This window comes from Streptomyces sp. 6-11-2, assembly GCF_006540305.1.
Classification (GTDB): Bacteria; Actinomycetota; Actinomycetes; order Streptomycetales; family Streptomycetaceae; genus Streptomyces.
Genome location: NZ_BJOR01000001.1, coordinates 5,141,023 through 5,157,979, shown reverse-complemented (window position 1 = coordinate 5,157,979; position 16,957 = coordinate 5,141,023). Strand labels below are relative to the sequence as shown.

The window sequence follows — 16,957 nt, the reverse complement described above, 5'->3', positions numbered from 1 at the left end:
CCCGTCCCTAGGGTCGAGCCCAGCGTGTGCCACCGCACCGGCCGCACCACGATCTACCACCCCGGCGGGACGGTCGGGAGTAGGAGGAGCTGGATGTTCCAGAACGCCGACGAGGCCAAGAAGTACATCGCGGACGAGGACGTCAAGTTCATCGACGTCCGCTTCTGCGACCTGCCGGGCGTCATGCAGCACTTCACGTTGCCCGCCGAGGCGTTCGACCCCGACGAGGAGCAGGCGTTCGACGGGTCCTCGATCCGTGGCTTCCAGGCCATCCACGAGTCCGACATGTCCCTGCGGGCCGACCTGTCCACCGCGCGTGTGGACCCGTTCCGCCGGGACAAGACCGTCAACATCAACTTCTTCATCCACGACCCGATCACCGGCGAGCAGTACTCCCGTGACCCGCGGAACGTGGCGAGGAAGGCCGAGGCGTACCTCGCGTCCACCGGGATCGCCGACACCGCGTTCTTCGGTCCCGAGGCGGAGTTCTACGTCTTCGACAACGTCCGCTTCCGGACCGCCGAGAACGAGTCCTTCTACCACATCGACTCCGAGGCGGGCGCCTGGAACACCGGCGCGGTGGAGGACAACCGCGGCTACAAGGTCCGCTACAAGGGCGGCTACTTCCCGGTCCCGCCGGTCGACCACTTCGCCGACCTGCGCGCGGAGATCTCCCTGGAGCTGGCGAAGAACGGCCTGAAGGTGGAGCGCCAGCACCACGAGGTGGGCACCGCCGGCCAGGCCGAGATCAACTACAGGTTCAACACGCTGCTCGCCGCCGCCGACGACCTCCAGCTCTTCAAGTACATCGTGAAGAACGTCGCCTGGCGCAACGGCAAGACGGCCACCTTCATGCCGAAGCCGATCTTCGGCGACAACGGCTCCGGCATGCACGTGCACCAGTCGCTGTGGAGCAACGGCGAGCCGCTCTTCTACGACGAGGCCGGCTACGCGGGCCTGTCGGACACCGCCCGCTACTACATCGGTGGCATCCTCAGGCACGCCCCGGCGCTGCTCGCCTTCACCAACCCGACGGTGAACTCGTACCACCGTCTGGTGCCGGGCTTCGAGGCCCCGGTGAACCTGGTGTACTCGCAGCGCAACCGCTCCGCCGCGATGCGCATCCCGATCACCGGCTCCAACCCGAAGGCCAAGCGCGTGGAGTTCCGCGCGCCCGACTCCTCGGGCAACCCGTACCTGGCCTTCTCGGCGCTGCTGCTCGCGGGCCTGGACGGCATCAAGAACAAGATCGAGCCGGCCGAGCCGATCGACAAGGACCTGTACGAGCTGGCTCCCGAGGAGCACGCCAACGTCGCCCAGGTCCCGACCTCGCTGGAGGCCGTCCTCCAGGCTCTGGAGGACGACCACGAGTTCCTGCTCCAGGGCGACGTCTTCACGTCCGACCTGATCGAGACGTGGGTCGACTTCAAGCGCACGAACGAGATCGCCCCGCTCCAGCTGCGCCCGCACCCGCACGAGTTCGAGCTGTACTTCGACGTGTGATCGGCGTCTGCGGCGTCTGATCGGCAGGGCGTCATGGTGAGGGCCGCCCCCCGGGAACCGGGGGGCGGCCCTTGGCCGTGTGGTCCGTCAGCGGACCACGACCACCACCGTGCCGCCGCCGAAGCCGTACCCGTAGCCGCCGAACCCGTAGCCCCCGTAGCCCCCGTAGCCACCGAAGCCCCCGTAACCGGGACCGAAGAAGCCACCGCGGCCGTAACCGCCGCACCAGCGGGACCACCAGCCACAACCGCCACCATGGTTGACGATGGTGGAGACAGTGGAGATATGGGCCGGAGTCGTGGCCGGGGTCGCTGCCGAGGCCGTGCCCGCCGCGCCGAGGGCGGTGCCGGCCGCCATCAGAACACCGACTGCGGACGTTGCGAGGAGACGCCTTGCACGCTGAGCTTTCATGGAAATACCTTCCTTTCCACCCCCTCGTGCGGTTTCGGGCACGAGAAGCATGGCCGCGGCCGCAGCCGGAAAGGGTTCGGCGGCGCGGTCGTAGGTGTTGGCGCGAGTACAGGCGGCGGGGCCCGCGCGGTAGCGCTGTCAGCCCCGTGAGCAGGTTCTTCGGCCGACGCCGGGTCTGTTCCCGGACCGCCGCCCTCACCCATAGAGGCTAGCTTCCCGGCGAGCACACAGCATCTTGAGCGATCGCCTCACAGTGACGATCGCTTCCCAGCGCTCTCGTAGTCAGGGGATGATTCCTCGTCGGTATCAAGGACGGATAAGGACCGGAGAGGTAACGGGGATGACCGAGAACGACGACCTTGAGCGGGAGTTCGATCACCGGTGGGCGCGCGCCGCCGAGCACAAGGAGCCGTCCGCCCGTGCCCGGATGCTCGCCGCGCGCTGGAAGCACAATCCGCCGGGGCCCGTCCCGTTCCGCGCCGACCCGGACCCGGTCGCACCGCGCCGCTCGTCGTGGATGTCCACGGTCGTGGTCCTCGGCTGCGTCGCCGCGGTGATCGTGCTGCTCGGGTACGCGCAGACGCACGGCCACCTCTGAGGCCTCCGGGTCTTCCGGGGCCGGGGAGGTCTCCGGCGCTCACTCCGCGCGCACGCGGACTCACAGGCGGCTTTTGCCCCTCCTGGAGCCGATCGGGACCGCTTCATGGGCATCCGCAGGTGCACACTGGATGGCGGGACGAGTGCCTGACTGCGGGGTGATGCAAGATGCAGAGCCGCTTCCGGAGCGACCGACGGCTGACCGTGCGCATGGGGGTCACGCTGTTCCTGCTCGGGCTGCTGTACGTGGCGTTCGTGGCCGTGCTGATCGTGCTGCTGAAGTCCTGGGTGCTGGTCGTGGTGATCGCGGCCGGCGTGCTCGCCGCCCAGTACTGGTTCTCCGACCGGATCGCCCTGTTCGCGATGCACGGCCGGGTGGTGGAGCGGGAGGAGTATCCCGAGCTGCACGCGGTGGTCGACCGGCTGTGCGCCATGGCGGACATGCCCAAGCCGGCCGTCGCCGTGTCCAGCATGGACATGCCGAACGCGTTCGCGACCGGACGGAACCCTGACAACGCCGTGGTGTGCGTGACCACGGGGCTGCTGCGGCGGCTGGAACCCGCCGAGCTGGAGGGCGTGCTCGCGCACGAGCTGTCGCACGTGGCGCACAAGGACGTCGCGGTGATCACGGTGGCCTCGTTCCTCGGTGTGGTCGCGGGCCTGGTCGTACGGTTCGCCTTCTACTCGGAGCTGTTCGGCGGGCGCGGGCGCAAGGACCAGAACACCCTCGCCCTGTTCGCCATGGTGATGGGCGTCTCGGCGGCCGTGTACGCGATCAGCTTCCTGCTGATCCGGGCGCTGTCCCGGTACCGGGAGCTGGCCGCGGACCGCGCGGCGGCGCTGCTGACCGGACGGCCCTCGACGCTGGCCTCCGCGCTCACCAAGGTGACCGGTGACATCGGCCGGATCCCGTCCGAGGACCTGCGCACCGCACAGGCCTTCAACGCCTTCTACTTCACACCGGCGCTGGGCTCCGAGCCCGGCATCTCCCGGCTGTTCTCCACCCACCCGAGCCTGGAGCGGCGGCTGGAGCAGCTGGCGCGGATCTCCGCCGAGCTGGGCGAGGCCGCGACGCCGGGGAAGGCGGGCTGAGGATGGGGCTCCTGGACATTCTGCTCGGCCGTACCAAACCCGCCCTGCCCGACCTGGACCAGCTGTTCGCGCTGCCGTCGGCGGCCATCACCCTTGAGGCGGCGGCCGGCTTCACCCCGACCGGGCAGGGCGCGGTGTGCTTCGCCACGGTCGAGGGGGCCGCCTTCGAGCAGACGCACCGCGAGGTCCAGGCCCTGCTGGACGCCGACGTCGAGCGCGGGGGGCCGCCCGTGGAGCTGTCCCAGGACTCCTACGGCTACTCCTGGCTGGTCTCCCGCCGTACCCCCGACCAGCTGCCGGAGCTGGTCAACGACCTGCACGCGGTGAACAGCGCGATGGAGGTCAACGGCTTCGGCCCTCAACTCCTGTGCTCCCTGGCCGGCTTCCACGACGACGCCGATCGGCGGCTGGCGCTGGTGTACCTGTACAAGCGGGGCACCTTCTACCCGTTCGCGCCGCTGGCCGGCCAGGCCCAGCGGCGCGACAACCCGCTGGAAATCCGGGTGAAGGCGGCCCTGGCCGACGATCTGCGTATCGAGCCGGACCTGAGCCGCTGGTTCCCGGTGTGGGGCGCCCCCGGCCTGTGAGCGAGGTCTGTGAGCGACCCCGCTCACAGACCCTCCAGCCTCTCCGGCCCCGGCGGAACTCCTCAGCGCGAGGGCCCGGTGTCAGTGGTGTCGGGCAGGATGCCGTCAGGCACTACTACGGGTGGAGGTCTCATGGGCGGGGAGCCCCGGTACATCGACGTGGTGGAGCGGCGGGCCAGGCTGGCCCTGCGGCACCGGCTGGCCGCAGGGACGCGGGCGGGGACGCCGGAGGAGGTGGCGCGGGCGCTGGTGGCACTGCACGGAACGGACCCGGCGACGGTGTACCTGGGCGTGGACGCCCGCCTGGCGGAACCCGCCGGGACGGTGCCGCAGACCGAGCGCGCGCTGTACGAGGACCGCACGCTGGTGCGGATGCACGGCATGCGGCACACCGTCTTCGTCTTCCCGGCGGAGCTGACCGCCGTCGTCCACGCCTCGACCGGCATCGCCGTCGCCGCCCGCGCCCGCGCCGCCCTGCTCAAGGACATGGCGAAGGCGGGCGCGCCGGACGCGGCCTGGCTGAAGGAGGTCGAGGAGTCGACCCTGGCCGCGCTGGCCCGCCGCGGGCAGGCCACGGCCACCGAGCTCGCCCAGGACGAGCCGCGGCTGCGGGAGCAGTTCGCGTACGCGGCCGGGAAGAGCTACGAGGGCGTGCACACGGTCTCCTCGCGGCTGCTGCGCGTCCTGGGTGTGGAGGGCAAGGTGGTCCGGGGCCGGCCGCTCGGCTCCTGGACGTCCACGCAGTTCCGCTGGGCCCTCGCACCCGAGCATCCCGAGCTGGACGTCGCCGGCGCCCAGCGCGACCTGCTGCGCCGCTGGCTCGCGGCCTGCGGCCCGGCGACCGAGGCCGACCTGAAGTGGTGGACGGGATGGCGGGTGACGGACGTGCGGCGGGCGCTGGCCGCGGCGGGGGCGCGCGAGGTGAGGGTGGACGAGGGCACGGCGTACGTCACCGAGGACGACGTCGCCCCGGTGACCGGCCCGGCCGAACCGTGGGCGGCCCTGCTGCCGGCTCTCGACCCCACGGCGATGGGCTGGCAGCAGCGGGACTGGTACCTCGCGCCCGGGCTGCGGCCGGCCCTGTTCGACGGCAGCGGCAACGTCGGCCCGACCGTGTGGTGGAACGGCCGGGTCGTCGGAGCCTGGGCCCAGCGACCCGACGGCGAGGTCGTCTGGCGGATCCTGGACCGGGAAGGGCTGGGCGCGGACGCGGAGGCGGCGATCGCCCGGCAGGCGCGGGAGCTGGGGAGCCGGCTCGGCCCGACGCGGGTCACACCGCGCTTCCGCACACCGCTGGAGAAGGAACTGGCGGCGTAGGCGGTGGCATGGGCGGGGCCGGGCACCCCGCGGGCGCGGGGTGCCCGGCGTCACGGGGTCAGCGCGAGTACCGCATCAGCGCCCGCACCATGTGACACGTCGTGTTCGACGGCGGGTGCACTCCGATGAGTTCGGCTATGGAACGGATCGTCTCGTCGCGGGCCTGGTGCGGCATGTAGACGCCCGAGTCGAGCAGGGCGATGGCGAGCCGCATCGCCTTCAGACGGCGGTTGTGGATGACGTACCACTCACGCGGACGCCCCGGCGGCAACGGCCGCTTCGCCACAGGTTCGTAGGGGAGGTCGAGCAGGACGGGACGCTTCGCGGTGGACTGGGTCGGCAACGGCTTCGGCTTCAGTGCGGCAGCGGCCACAGGCATCCTCCTGTCGCGGTGGGAGCGCCGCGAAGGGACCCCGGCGACGCTCTCGAACACTGCTTCCAGTTTACTGCCCGGCACTGACATCCAGGGAGTCCACAGAGCCCCGCAAACGTCCAGGTGAACAAGGGAATTGGCGCCGTGTCACACCAGGTGTGCGAGATGTGTGTGAGGCGGCGGCAATTCGAATAAGACCCCTCGGCGTGGCAGCCGGCTCTGTTCACGAGAACCGACAGCACCTCAACACGAGTTCGGGCAGCACTCGAAGGTCTGCAGAAAACGCACAGTTCATGGCTTCGGGCAGCGTGGGCCCCTGCCGAGTTGGCAGGGGCCCACGGTGCGGAGGGCTGAGGAGGGCCGGGCCCCGTCCCCGATGAGCGGCGTCCTGGCCGACACCGCTTACCGTCTGCTGCCGGCCCCGCGGCCCGGCCTCACTTCAGGTGCCGGCCGAAGAACCGGGCCCCGTCCTCCACCTCGAACCACGGAGTGCCGGTGTGCCCGCCCAGATTGGCGTGCAGCGTCTTCTCCTTGGTGCCGAAGGCGTCGAACAGGTCCAGGGCCCGCTGCCGGGGGTTCCCTTCATCGTCCCACTGCAGCAGGAACAGCAGTGGAATGGTGACCTGCCGGGCCTCCTCGCGTTGGGCGCGGGGCACGTAACCCCCGGCGAAGAAACCGGCGGCCGCGATGCGCGGCTCGAGGACCGCCAGCCGAATGCCGACGGCGGTCCACCCCGAGTACCCGACCGGGCCGCCGACCTCGGGCAGCGAAAGGAGGGCGTCCAGGGTGGTCCGCCATTCCGGGACCGCCTTTTCGACCAGCGGGCCGATGAAGGACTCGAAGATCTCATCGACCGGCTCGCCGGCCTGCATCGCCCGGCGGAGGTCGGCGCGGGCCTGCTCGTCGGCGGCGGAACGGGGCCGGTCACCGCACCCGGGGGCGTCGATGGCTGCCACCGCGTAGCCGTGCGCGGCGGAGTGCCGGGCCCGGGCCACCAGCCGGGACTCCCCCTTGGGCAGGCCGTTGTTGTGGGCCATCAGGATCAGCGGGGCCGGTGCGGATCCAGGCGTCCACAGGGTGCCGGGGATCTCGCCGAGGGTGAATTCGCGTTCGAGGACGCCGTCGTCGAGGCGCTGTTCAGAAGTGAAGTGCATGGTCGTGCCTTTCGGGAGTGCACTGGAACGGCGCTCCCGGACGACCTATCGTCCGACCGTGACCCCGGAGGGGAGCACCCATGTCGATACGTTCACGGGTACCACCTCCTTGTTCTCTCGCACGGCCTCCGGAAAAGTAGCAGTGGCCGCCGTGGTCCGCCAACGGGTTTTTGCGGAGGTTCCGTGGCCGGATGCCACGGAGTCGGAACACCGCACAGAGGTGCTTGGGGCCTCATCGCGGCTTCCCGAGGTGAGGCCTTGCGACGGCGGGGCGCGCTGTGGGCGCTGTCGGTTCTCGTGAAACAAAGCCACATGTCTGCAGCGACCCCGGCAGTCTCCACGGGTGTTGCCGCCCGGTCCTCGCGTACCGTGGCCGCATGGAGATCTGGATCAATCCGGCCTGCTCGAAGTGCCGCAGTGCCGTCGGGGTGCTCGATGCCGAGGGTGCCGAGTACACCGTGCGCCGCTATCTGGAGGACGTACCGACCGCGGAGGAGATCCGGAACGTGCTCGGGCGGCTGGGGCTGGAGCCGTGGGACATCACGCGGACGCAGGAGGCCGTGGCGAAGGAGCTCGGGCTGAAGGACTGGCCGCGGGACGCCGGGGCGCGCGAGCGCTGGATCGCGGCGCTGGCCGAGCACCCGAAGCTGATCCAGCGTCCGATCATCACGGCCGACGACGGCACGGCGGTCGTGGCCCGGACCGAGGAAGCGGTGCGGGACGCGCTCGGACGCGGGTGAGTGCCGCGCGACCCGTCGCACGGCACTGCCAACTCCCGCGTGACGCAGGTCACTTCAACTGGCCCCGCAACCGCTGAGTAACCTCGTTCGGCATCTCGTACCTAGCGGCGTACGCTCCCCCACCCCTTCAGGAGGCGCGCATGTCGCGTAGGCGCACTGTCAGCACGAAGAAGAAGGTCGCGCTGCTGGTCACAGCCGCGGCGGTGGCGGGCGGCGGGGCCTTCGCCCTGGCCGCCACATCCAACGCCGCGCAGCCGGAGGCCCCGCGAACCCTGTCCGCCGCGGACTCGACGGTCTGTCAGGGGCTCGCCACCGCCCTCGGCAACAACCAGAAGTTCATCGACGGCCAGCGGGCCGACCCGGACGCACTGTCCGAGGCGCGGATCGCCAACCGTGAGGCGGTCATCGAGGAGATCAAGCGCAAGCAGGCCGCGTCCGGGTGCACGGTGGGGGAGTCGGCTCAGGACTCCCAGGCCGGGCAGCAGGGGCAGAACGGCCAGCAGGCGGGCCAGCAGAACGGGCAGCAGAACGGCCAGGAAGCCGGTCAGCAGAACGGGCAGCAGGCCGGGCAGCAAGACGGTGCGGCCGGGAACGCCGGCGGCGGCGTCGCGGCGTCCGGCCAGCAGGTGTGCCAGGGCTCCACCGTGACACTCTCCGGCGAGGGCGGCGCACCGGCCGCGTCCAGTAACCAGTTCCCGGCGGGCACCACGCTGAAGGTCACCAACCTGGACAACAACAAGTCCACCACGGTGAAGGTCACCTCCGTCTCCGGCAGTTGCGTCCTGCTCAACGACGCGGCCTTCGAGGAGGTCCGGGAGCCGGGCAAGTTCCTGATCCGGCGCGCGGTGATCGAGAAGGTGGGCTGACACCCACCTCCACGAGTGAGGGCCTGTCTGCTCCCGGCCGGGAGCAGACAGGCCCTCCCCCGTACCGCGTGAACCGCGCCACAACGGCGCCGGGTAACACGGGGTTCACATTCGGGCAATGGCCGGGAAACGGCCCGTTGACAGGCTGCTGAACAGCCGCCGCGGCGCACCGTGCCGCGGCGCCGCGCCGCCCGTGGGCGCGCGCGAGTGAGACCCCGGAGGATGTGGCCCGTGACCTTCAAGGCTGAGTACATCTGGATCGACGGCACCGAGCCGACGGCCAAGCTGCGTTCCAAGACGAAGATCCTCGGCGACGACGCCAAGGGCGCCGAACTGCCGCTCTGGGGCTTCGACGGGTCCTCCACCAACCAGGCCGAGGGACGCACCTCCGACTGCGTACTGAGGCCGGTCTTCTCGTGCCCGGACCCGATCCGCGGCGGCGACGACATCCTCGTGCTGTGCGAAGTCCTCGACACCACGCTCGCCCCGCACCCGTCCAACACGCGGACCGCGCTGGCCGAGGCCGCGGAGCGCTTCGCCGCGCAGGAGCCGGTCTTCGGCATCGAGCAGGAGTACACCTTCTTCAACGGCTCCCGCCCGCTCGGCTTCCCCGAGGGCGGCTTCCCGGCCCCGCAGGGCGGCTACTACTGCGGTGTCGGCGCCGACGAGATCTTCGGCCGGGAGATCGTCGAGGAGCACCTGGACAACTGCCTGACGGCGGGGCTCGGCATCTCGGGCATCAACGCCGAGGTCATGCCGGGCCAGTGGGAGTTCCAGGTCGGCCCGCTGCCCCCGCTCGAGGTCGCCGACCAGCTGTGGGTGGCCCGCTGGCTGCTCTACCGCACCGCCGAGGGCCACGGCATCTCCGCCACCCTCGACCCCAAGCCGGTCAAGGGCGACTGGAACGGCGCCGGCGCCCACACCAACTTCTCGACCAGGGCGATGCGCGAAGGCCCGGAGGGCTACGCCGCGATCATCACCGCGTGCGAGTCGCTCGGCGAGGGCTCCCGGCCGATGGACCACGTCAAGAACTACGGGGCCGGGATCGACGACCGCCTCACCGGCCTGCACGAGACCGCCGCGTGGGACGCGTACTCCTACGGCGTCGGCGACCGCGGTGCCTCGGTCCGCATCCCATGGCAGGTCGAGCGGGACGGGAAGGGCTACATCGAGGACCGCCGGCCGAACGCCAACGTCGACCCGTACGTCGTCACGCGCCTGCTGATCGACACCTGCTGCACCGCCCTGGAGAAGGCCGGGCAGGTCTGATCCGGACGGGTGGCGCGGCCGCGGGGCTCCGGCTTCCCACCGGGGAGGTGTCCGCGCAGTGAGAAGCGGCGAGGAGAGGGTCCTGTCCGGGCACGGTGTCTGCTTCAATGGGGGCATGGTCGGCTTCCGGAAGTGCGTTGCGACGAGTCGCGACGACCTGGAGCCGTTCTGGCCTTCCCGTCAGCACCACGACTTCGACCGGCTCTGTTGCCGCGCGCCGAGCGCGCGGGCCCGGTAAAGCCGTACACCCCGGCCTCCGGCCAGCGCGGAACGACGTACGTCCCCGACGCGCCCGACCACGAACTCGCGGCCGTCGGTCCCCCGACGAACCTCTCCCGCGAAAGAGCTGACCTGTCATGGCGACCACGCGTTCTCTGACCGACACCGTCCTTCCCACCCCCGTCTCCTCCCGCTCCCCCGCTTCCGTACGGCACCGGCTGCGGGCCGTGGACCGGGACGAGGTCGTGGAGATCGCCGATCTCCTGCCGCCCGGCGCCACCTGGCTGCCGGCTCCGCAGCACGCCCTGCCCAGGCTGCCGGGCCGGCCCCCGATGGTCGGCTACCTGGTGCTCGTGCCCGCCGACCAGCAGCCGCCGCACCTCCCGGTGGCGGTGCCGGACCACCCGGAGGCCGGGACGGCCGGCGAGACCGCGCCCGGTGCCGGCGACGCGCTCGTCCGCATCGACCCCGTACGGCGGATCGCGGAGGTGGACGGGCGCGAACTCGACCTCACCTACCTGGAGTTCGAGCTGCTCTCCCATCTCGTGGCCCACCCGCACCGGGTGCACACCCGCGACCAGTTGGTCACCACCGTCTGGGGCTACGGCCACGTGGGCGACGGCCGCACCGTCGACGTCCACATCGCCCGGCTGCGCCGCAAACTGGGCACCGAGCACCGCCGGGCGATCCAGACCGTACGCCGCGTAGGTTACAAGTACGCTCCGCCGACCGGGCGTTGATCTCTGCCGAGGGCAGAATCCCGTTCCCTGCCACGGCTCTGACGGGCACAGTCACCGGTATGAGACTTCTGGTGCTGGGTGGTACGGAGTTCGCGGGGCGGGCCGTCGCCGAGGCGGCGGCCGGGCGCGGCTGGGATGTGACGGTCCTGAACCGGGGGCGGCACGCGCCCGTTCCCGGGGTGCGGTCGCTGCAGGGCGACCGCACCGCGCCCGACGGGCTCGCGGCCCTGACGGACGGCGCGTGGGACGCGGTCGTCGACACCTGGTCGGCCGCGCCCCGCGCGGTCCGGGACGCGGCGCGGCTGCTGCGGGACCGCGCCGGCCGGTACGTGTACGTGTCGACCTGCTCGGTGTACGCCTGGGCCCCGCCCGCCGGCTACACCGAGGCGGCGCCGCTGGTCGAGGGCGCCGAGGCCGGCGCCGAGCGGACGGACTACCCACGGGACAAGCGGGGCGCCGAACTGGCCGCGGTGGAGGCCTTCGGGGCCGACCGCTCGGTGCTCGTGCGGGCCGGGCTGATCCTCGGGCCGCACGAGAACATCGGGCGGCTGCCGTGGTGGCTGAACCGGATCGCGCGGGGCGGCCCCGTGCTGGCGCCCGGTCCGCGGGACCTGCCCCTTCAGTACATCGACGTCCGCGATCTCGCCACGTGGATCCTCGGCGCGGTGGAGCGGGAGCTGAGCGGGCCGTACAACATGATCAGCCCGCGGGGGCACGCGACGATGGGCGAACTGCTGGAGGCCTGTGTGCGGGCCACCGGCGCCGACGCCGAGCTGCGCTGGACCGATCCGGAGACGATTCTCGCCGCGGGCATCGAACCCTGGACGGAGCTGCCGGTGTGGACGCCACCGGGCAGCGAGGGCCACGACGCGCTGCACGGCGCCGATGTCGGCCGGGCCCTCGCGACCGGTCTGCGCTGCCGTCCCGTGAACGAGACGGTCGCGGACACCTGGACCTGGCTCCGGGGCCTGGGCGGTACGGCGCCCCAGCGGCCGGGCCGGCCTCCGGTTGGTGTGGACCCGGCCCTGGAGGCGAAGGTGCTCGGGCTGTAGGCGGTCCTCGGGCCGAAGAGCCGGAGCCTCGGCCGCTGTTGCCACAACTGCCGGTGGAAAAGCGGCAGTTGCGGCCCGGTTGACCCACGGATCGCGAATGAATTCGTGAGTCGGCTGAACACGTCCGGGACCGTGTCCGTATCCATGGGAGCCGCTTCACTCCTGTCGGGCGCCTCGATGCTGCCCCGCAAGGAAGTCAGAGGAGTTCCATGGGACGCAACACACGCAAACGCCGAATGCCGCTGGCCACCAAGGTCATAGCCGGGGCGGCGGCCCTAGCGCTCGGTGGGGGCGGGCTTGTCTGGGCGAACTACTACGCATCCGCGCACGAGTCGAAGAACGACGCGTGGGGAGGCAACCGGACGAAGGCCGTCAACGCGCAGGTCGTGACGATCAAGTGCCCTGACGTCGGCCAGCAGCTCACCGCCGTGCCGGAGCAGGCCCGTGGAGAGGTGGACGGCGAGCTCGCCACGCTCGACCAGCAGATCACCGAGGCCTACCAGCGGCTGGCCACCACGCGCGACGCGCAGGCCAGGGACGCGAGCTTCGTCCAGAACGCCATCCTGGGCCCGCTGAAGGACCGGCGGAAGGTGATCCTCGACCGGATCAAGCTGGAGATCAACCGGGCCGGCGGCCAGACCCCCGGCAACCTGGACGGCATGGCGCCCTGCACCGGCACCCCCGCCGAGCAGAACCAGACGGACGCGGGCGGCGGCGAGGGCGGTCAGGACAACGGGCAGAACGACGGCCAGGACAACGGGCAGCAGGGCGACAACGGCGGCCAGAACGACGGCGGTCAGGACAACGGCGGCCAGCAGGGCGGCGGTCAGAACGACGGCGGTCAGCAGGGCGGCGACAACGGACAGCAGGGCATCGGCGGTCAGGCCGGAAACGGCCCGGTCGCCGCGGACTTCGTGGACATCACCACGGTCCAGCCCAACGTCAAGGCCAAGCCGCGCAAGAGCCGCAACGCCTCGAACGGCACCTTCACCACGCGCTGCGGTGTGAACGCCAACGGCAACCACAACACCGACAACGTGATCGTGGCCCCGGGTGTGGCCAACGGCGCCCACCACCTGCACGACTACGTCGGCAACCAGAAGATCGACGCGTTCGCGAGCAACGACACGTTCCTCCAGGGCGGCACCAGCTGCCAGAACAAGAACGACCTCTCGTCATACTACTGGCCGGTGGTCCGGGTCCAGGACGGCTCGCAGGACTTCGACCAGGACGCGGACGGCGGTGGCAAGGAGGGCAACGTCGGCCGGATCCTGAAGCCCCTCCAGGCGCAGATCAAGTACGTCGGCAGCCCGACCGGCAAGGTCGTTGCCATGCCGCAGTTCCTGCGCATCATCACCGGTGACGCCAAGACCACGACCAATGGTCTGGCCAACGCCAACGCGCACTGGAGCTGCACCGGCTTCGAGAACAAGGTCCAGCTGACGGAGCAGTACCCGATCTGCCCCGAGGGCAGCAAGATGGTCCGCACGTTCGCCTTCCAGAGCTGCTGGGACGGGCAGAACACCGACAGCGCCAACCACCGTACGCACATCGCCTTCGCCGACGAGCGCGGCACCTGCCCCAGCGGCTTCAAGGCCATCCCTCAGCTGACGATGCGCCTCGTCTACGACGTGCCACGGCCGGCCATCGAGAACGGTGCGGTGAAGAACGCCTACGCGGTCGACGGCTTCCCCGAGCAGCTCCACAAGGCGGCCACCGACCACGACGACTTCATCAACATCACGACCGGCGGCCTGGCGAACAAGATCGCGGGCTGCCTCAACTCGGGCCGGAACTGCAAGTGACGCCCTGATCCGGTGACACTGGACCGGTGACCTCTTGAAGAAGGCCGGCGGCGGGAGATCCCGCCGCCGGCCTTCGCCGTGTGTGCCCGTGAGTGGGGCCGCTCAGCCGCTGTGCGCACCGTGGGCGCTGTGGGCGCTGTGGTCCTTGCCCGTCTCCACGTCACCGCCGAGGGTGGCGCGCAGCGTGGTGACCACGCCGCTGTCGCCGACGGCGACCCACTTGCGGCCGACGAGGTAGGAGCCGCCGTAGTCCTTCGCGTCGTCGATCCACTCCCGCTGGCCGCGGTCGGTGGCGAAGGTGGCGAGGACGAACTTGCCGGTGGAGTTGGTGCAGATCGCCTGCCGGATGGTGTCGGCGTCGGTCTGCATGTCCGGCTCGCACTTCACCTCGGCGGCCAGACTCTCCAGGCTGCCGGTAGCCGTCGGCGGCACCTTCGCCGCCACACCGTCACCGGAGCCGCACCCCGTCAGCGCCAGTGCCGCCGCGGCACCGGCCACCGCGAGCATCGGTCGGGTCACCCTCATCTGTTCCTCCGGTCGCTTCCGGCTCTCCGTTCCCGGCGGCACGAGCCACAAGCATGCCGCACCGGGCCCCGGCAGGGGCCGCCCTTCGATACGGCTCCGGCGCGCACAGCGCTCAATCGGGTGGACGCCACCTGCACGTGCGTGCAAGCGTGAGCCGATGAACCAGGACTGGGAAGACCGCGTGGCCGCCGCCTGGGCCCGCTTCGACGACTACTCCGAGGACGAGGCACCCGCGTTCCGGGCGCGGATCGACGCGCTCGTCGCCGAACTGCCGGACGGCAGCCCGCTCGGCCCGTTCGAGCGGGCCTGCGCCTGGGACTCCACCGGCCACTCGGACCGGGCGGTGCCGCTCTACCGGGAGGCACTGGCGCGCGGGCTGAGCGGCTACCGGGGCCGCCGGACCAGGATCCAACTGGCCAGCTCACTGCGGAACACCGGTCATTCGGAGGAGGGCGTCAAGCTGCTCACGCCCGAACTGGACGGCCCCTCTGACGAGTTGGACGACGCCGTCCGGGCGTGTCTGGCCCTGTGCCTGTCCAGTCTCGGCCGTGACCGCGAGGGTCTGTCCCTCGTCCTCGGCGCCCTCGCGCCCCATCTGCCCCGCTACCAGCGCTCGATGGCGAACTACGCCCGGCTGCTGGTCGAGCCGGAGGACTGAGACCGCCGGGCGGCGGTGTGACCAAGGACCGGCTCGCTCGTTTGCCTGGACGTGCAGTCACAGGATGTCGCTCCGCGCCACAAGTCCTCCCCCGGGCCGGTCGTCGATACCGAGCGGGCCGAGGCCGCGCTCGTCGAGCACTATCCGCGTCTGGTCCGGCTCGCCTATCTGGTGCTGCCGCCCGGACTCGGGCGGGGCCGCCGCGTGCTGACCGCGCACGCGCTGGCACAGCGGGCGCTGCCGCGGGGCCGGTCCTCGGCGTCCGTGATCCCGGCCCAGTCGGCCGGCCGCGAGTCCGACCCGGGCTATGCCTTCGTCCGCCTCCAGGTGATCCGCACGGCGCTGGGGGCGGGCCGCCCGCTCAGGCGCCGGATCCGGCCCGGACGCGCCCAACTGCCGCCGCTGATGCCCCTGGTGTGGGGCCTGCGCCTGTTCCCGCACACCGGCGGCGCCGACGAACTCGCCCTGGACCAGAAGCTGGCGACCCTGTCCGGGCCGGCCCGCGCGGCCTACGTCCTGCGCGGCCTGGAAAGGCTCCCGGACCCCGCCGTACGGGAGGTGCTGAAGGCCGCGGGCGTGTCCGACCCGGTCGCAGCGCTGCGCCAGGCCGACCGGCTGCCCGCCCAGTACGCGCTCCTGGACTCCCCCGAGTTCGACCCCTGCTCGTTGCAGGCCCGGCCCACCGACCTGAAGCGGCGCAGGCAGCACACCAGGGCCGCGCTCGCCGCGGCTGCGGCTCTCGCCGTGTGCGGGGCGCTGGTCGCCCTGCCGGGCGGCGGCTGGGGTCCCGACGGCGCCGCCGCGCCCGCCTACGCGCAGAACCCGTCCGCCGAGGCCGCCCTGGACCCGGGCAGGCTGACCAGGGTCGCCCCCACCGCCTGGCGGACCTCCGCGCGGCTGGACCTCTCCGTGTGGCCGGCCCGCGGCGGCCGGGCCGGCGACACGGCCCTGCTGCGCCGCGCCCTCGCCGTCTGGGCCCGCCCCGGCGACTCCGTACGGGTCTCGGTCACCCCCGGCACCGCCTCGGGCGGCCCCGCCGGACCGCCGCAACTGCTCTACGCAGGCGACGTCGACAACGCGCGCGTGGTGCTCTTCTACGACGGCCTGCGCATCGCCCGCTACGCCGAGCCGAAGGACTCCGCGGCCGGGGCCGCCCTCGACCTCGCCCGGGTCGACGGCGCCGCCGGCGCGGAGGCGAGCGCGGTGGTGCTGGGCCGCTCCGACGGCAACGTCCGCTATCTGACGGCACCCTGGGTGAAGTCGGCGGCCGAACGGGACCTGCTCAAGCCGGACGCCGGGGCGATGGACCTCGGCATCACGGACGGGGTCACCGGGCCGCTGGCCAGCCCGGTCCAGCGGACGGGCGCCTGCACCTCGTGGAACGTGCTCCAGCTGACCGGCGAACCCGGCACCCATGTCCTGGCCGATCTCGGCGAGCTGGCCCCCGCCCGCCTCACCACGGGCCGCCCGGACGCCCCGCAGGAGGCGTCCGGTGCGGCGGGGCTGCGCGCCTGGGCACCGCTGGCCTGCTCACTGGCTTCCGTGCGCGCACACGGCGTCCGGTCGGTCAACGCCTGGCAGTACGCGGAGCAGCCCCTGCCCGACGAGACCGGCACGGCCGCGTGGGTGTGCACCCGGGCCGAGACCTGGCGGGGCGACGGGCCCCGGGTGCTGGCCCAGTTCCACACCCCCGGCGGGAAGTACGCGGCGGTCGCGGCCAAAGCCGAGAACGTGCCCGCGTGCGGCACCCGCGATCCGCACGTGCTCGCAGGGGTGCTGTGGAAGTCGGAGACGGGCACCTGGTACCTGCTCGCCGCCGGCGGCCGGGACACCGCCTCGATCAGCGCCACGGGCGGGGTCAGCGCCTCCTCCCAGGGCCACTTGCTCGCCGTACGGACGAGGCAGGGCGCCGAGGCCGATCTGAAGGGGACGCTGGACGACGGCGGGTCCGTCGACGTGCTGCGCCAGAAGTGACCGGCCGGCGTGGGAGGGTGTGACGCCCCGAGGTCGAACACCGCGGTCGATCCTGTCCGGTCCGTTCGGGGCCGG

The 16,957-nt window shown here is 71.8% G+C and carries 17 protein-coding genes; 13 read left to right on the top strand and 4 right to left on the bottom strand.

The window, feature by feature from the left end; all coding sequences use genetic code 11:
* Positions 1-93 precede the first annotated feature (93 nt).
* Positions 94-1,503, top strand: coding sequence for a type I glutamate--ammonia ligase (glnA, locus tag TNCT6_RS22720; protein ID WP_141361538.1), 1,410 nt, complete (start codon positions 94-96; stop codon positions 1,501-1,503).
* Positions 1,504-1,590: 87 nt separating this feature from the next.
* Here glnA and TNCT6_RS22715 read toward each other — a convergent pair whose 3' ends face one another.
* Positions 1,591-1,860, bottom strand: a complete 270-nt coding sequence (locus tag TNCT6_RS22715; protein WP_253266200.1) for a hypothetical protein — start codon at positions 1,858-1,860, stop codon at positions 1,591-1,593.
* 394 nt (positions 1,861-2,254) lie between these two features.
* Between TNCT6_RS22715 and TNCT6_RS22710 the strand changes: the two genes are divergently transcribed.
* From TNCT6_RS22710 to TNCT6_RS22695, 4 genes are all read left to right on the top strand, one after another.
* Positions 2,255-2,512 carry a hypothetical protein gene (locus tag TNCT6_RS22710; protein WP_141361534.1) on the top strand — a complete coding sequence of 86 codons (258 nt, stop codon included), beginning with the start codon at positions 2,255-2,257 and terminating at the stop codon, positions 2,510-2,512.
* A gap of 167 nt (positions 2,513-2,679) precedes the next feature.
* Positions 2,680-3,603, top strand: a complete 924-nt coding sequence (gene htpX / locus TNCT6_RS22705) for a zinc metalloprotease HtpX (RefSeq protein WP_141361532.1) — start codon at positions 2,680-2,682, stop codon at positions 3,601-3,603.
* A gap of 2 nt (positions 3,604-3,605) precedes the next feature.
* Positions 3,606-4,190 carry a hypothetical protein gene (locus TNCT6_RS22700; RefSeq protein WP_141361530.1) on the top strand — a complete coding sequence of 195 codons (585 nt, stop codon included), beginning with the start codon at positions 3,606-3,608 and terminating at the stop codon, positions 4,188-4,190.
* A gap of 132 nt (positions 4,191-4,322) precedes the next feature.
* Positions 4,323-5,507, top strand: a complete 1,185-nt coding sequence (locus TNCT6_RS22695) for a winged helix DNA-binding domain-containing protein (RefSeq protein WP_141361528.1) — start codon at positions 4,323-4,325, stop codon at positions 5,505-5,507.
* 58 nt (positions 5,508-5,565) lie between these two features.
* On the opposite strand, the gene TNCT6_RS22690 is transcribed toward TNCT6_RS22695, so the two are convergent.
* Both TNCT6_RS22690 and TNCT6_RS22685 read right to left on the bottom strand, forming a co-directional pair.
* Positions 5,566-5,880 carry a hypothetical protein gene (locus TNCT6_RS22690; RefSeq protein WP_141361526.1) on the bottom strand — a complete coding sequence of 105 codons (315 nt, stop codon included), beginning with the start codon at positions 5,878-5,880 and terminating at the stop codon, positions 5,566-5,568.
* A gap of 434 nt (positions 5,881-6,314) precedes the next feature.
* Complete coding sequence (locus TNCT6_RS22685) at positions 6,315-7,034, bottom strand: dienelactone hydrolase family protein (protein ID WP_141361524.1); 720 nt, start codon at positions 7,032-7,034, stop codon at positions 6,315-6,317.
* A gap of 377 nt (positions 7,035-7,411) precedes the next feature.
* Between TNCT6_RS22685 and TNCT6_RS22675 the strand changes: the two genes are divergently transcribed.
* The 6 genes from TNCT6_RS22675 to TNCT6_RS22645 all read left to right on the top strand — a co-directional run bounded on the left by TNCT6_RS22675 (position 7,412) and on the right by TNCT6_RS22645 (position 13,725).
* Positions 7,412-7,774, top strand: a complete 363-nt coding sequence (locus TNCT6_RS22675; RefSeq protein WP_141361522.1) for an arsenate reductase family protein — start codon at positions 7,412-7,414, stop codon at positions 7,772-7,774.
* A gap of 140 nt (positions 7,775-7,914) precedes the next feature.
* Positions 7,915-8,640 carry a hypothetical protein gene (locus TNCT6_RS22670; RefSeq protein WP_141361520.1) on the top strand — a complete coding sequence of 242 codons (726 nt, stop codon included), beginning with the start codon at positions 7,915-7,917 and terminating at the stop codon, positions 8,638-8,640.
* A 231-nt stretch (positions 8,641-8,871) separates the two neighbouring features.
* Complete coding sequence (gene glnII / locus TNCT6_RS22665; RefSeq protein WP_141361518.1) at positions 8,872-9,909, top strand: glutamine synthetase; 1,038 nt, start codon at positions 8,872-8,874, stop codon at positions 9,907-9,909.
* A 356-nt stretch (positions 9,910-10,265) separates the two neighbouring features.
* On the top strand, positions 10,266-10,868 hold the full coding sequence (locus TNCT6_RS22655) for a winged helix-turn-helix domain-containing protein (protein ID WP_141361514.1): 603 nt from the start codon (positions 10,266-10,268) through the stop codon (positions 10,866-10,868).
* 59 nt (positions 10,869-10,927) lie between these two features.
* Entirely contained in the window at positions 10,928-11,920 is a 993-nt protein-coding gene (locus TNCT6_RS22650; protein ID WP_141361512.1) for an NAD-dependent epimerase/dehydratase family protein, read from the top strand.
* A 209-nt stretch (positions 11,921-12,129) separates the two neighbouring features.
* Complete coding sequence (locus TNCT6_RS22645) at positions 12,130-13,725, top strand: DUF1996 domain-containing protein (RefSeq protein ID WP_141361510.1); 1,596 nt, start codon at positions 12,130-12,132, stop codon at positions 13,723-13,725.
* A gap of 102 nt (positions 13,726-13,827) precedes the next feature.
* On the opposite strand, the gene TNCT6_RS22640 is transcribed toward TNCT6_RS22645, so the two are convergent.
* Positions 13,828-14,250: a hypothetical protein gene (locus tag TNCT6_RS22640; RefSeq protein ID WP_141361508.1), complete on the bottom strand. Its 423-nt coding sequence runs from the start codon at positions 14,248-14,250 to the stop codon at positions 13,828-13,830.
* A gap of 157 nt (positions 14,251-14,407) precedes the next feature.
* Here TNCT6_RS22640 and TNCT6_RS22635 point away from each other — a divergent pair, with 157 nt between their 5' ends.
* Together TNCT6_RS22635 and TNCT6_RS22630 are read left to right on the top strand one after the other, a co-directional pair.
* Complete coding sequence (locus TNCT6_RS22635; RefSeq protein ID WP_141361506.1) at positions 14,408-14,908, top strand: tetratricopeptide repeat protein; 501 nt, start codon at positions 14,408-14,410, stop codon at positions 14,906-14,908.
* A gap of 51 nt (positions 14,909-14,959) precedes the next feature.
* Positions 14,960-16,882: a hypothetical protein gene (locus TNCT6_RS22630; protein ID WP_141361504.1), complete on the top strand. Its 1,923-nt coding sequence runs from the start codon at positions 14,960-14,962 to the stop codon at positions 16,880-16,882.
* Positions 16,883-16,957 lie beyond the last annotated feature (75 nt).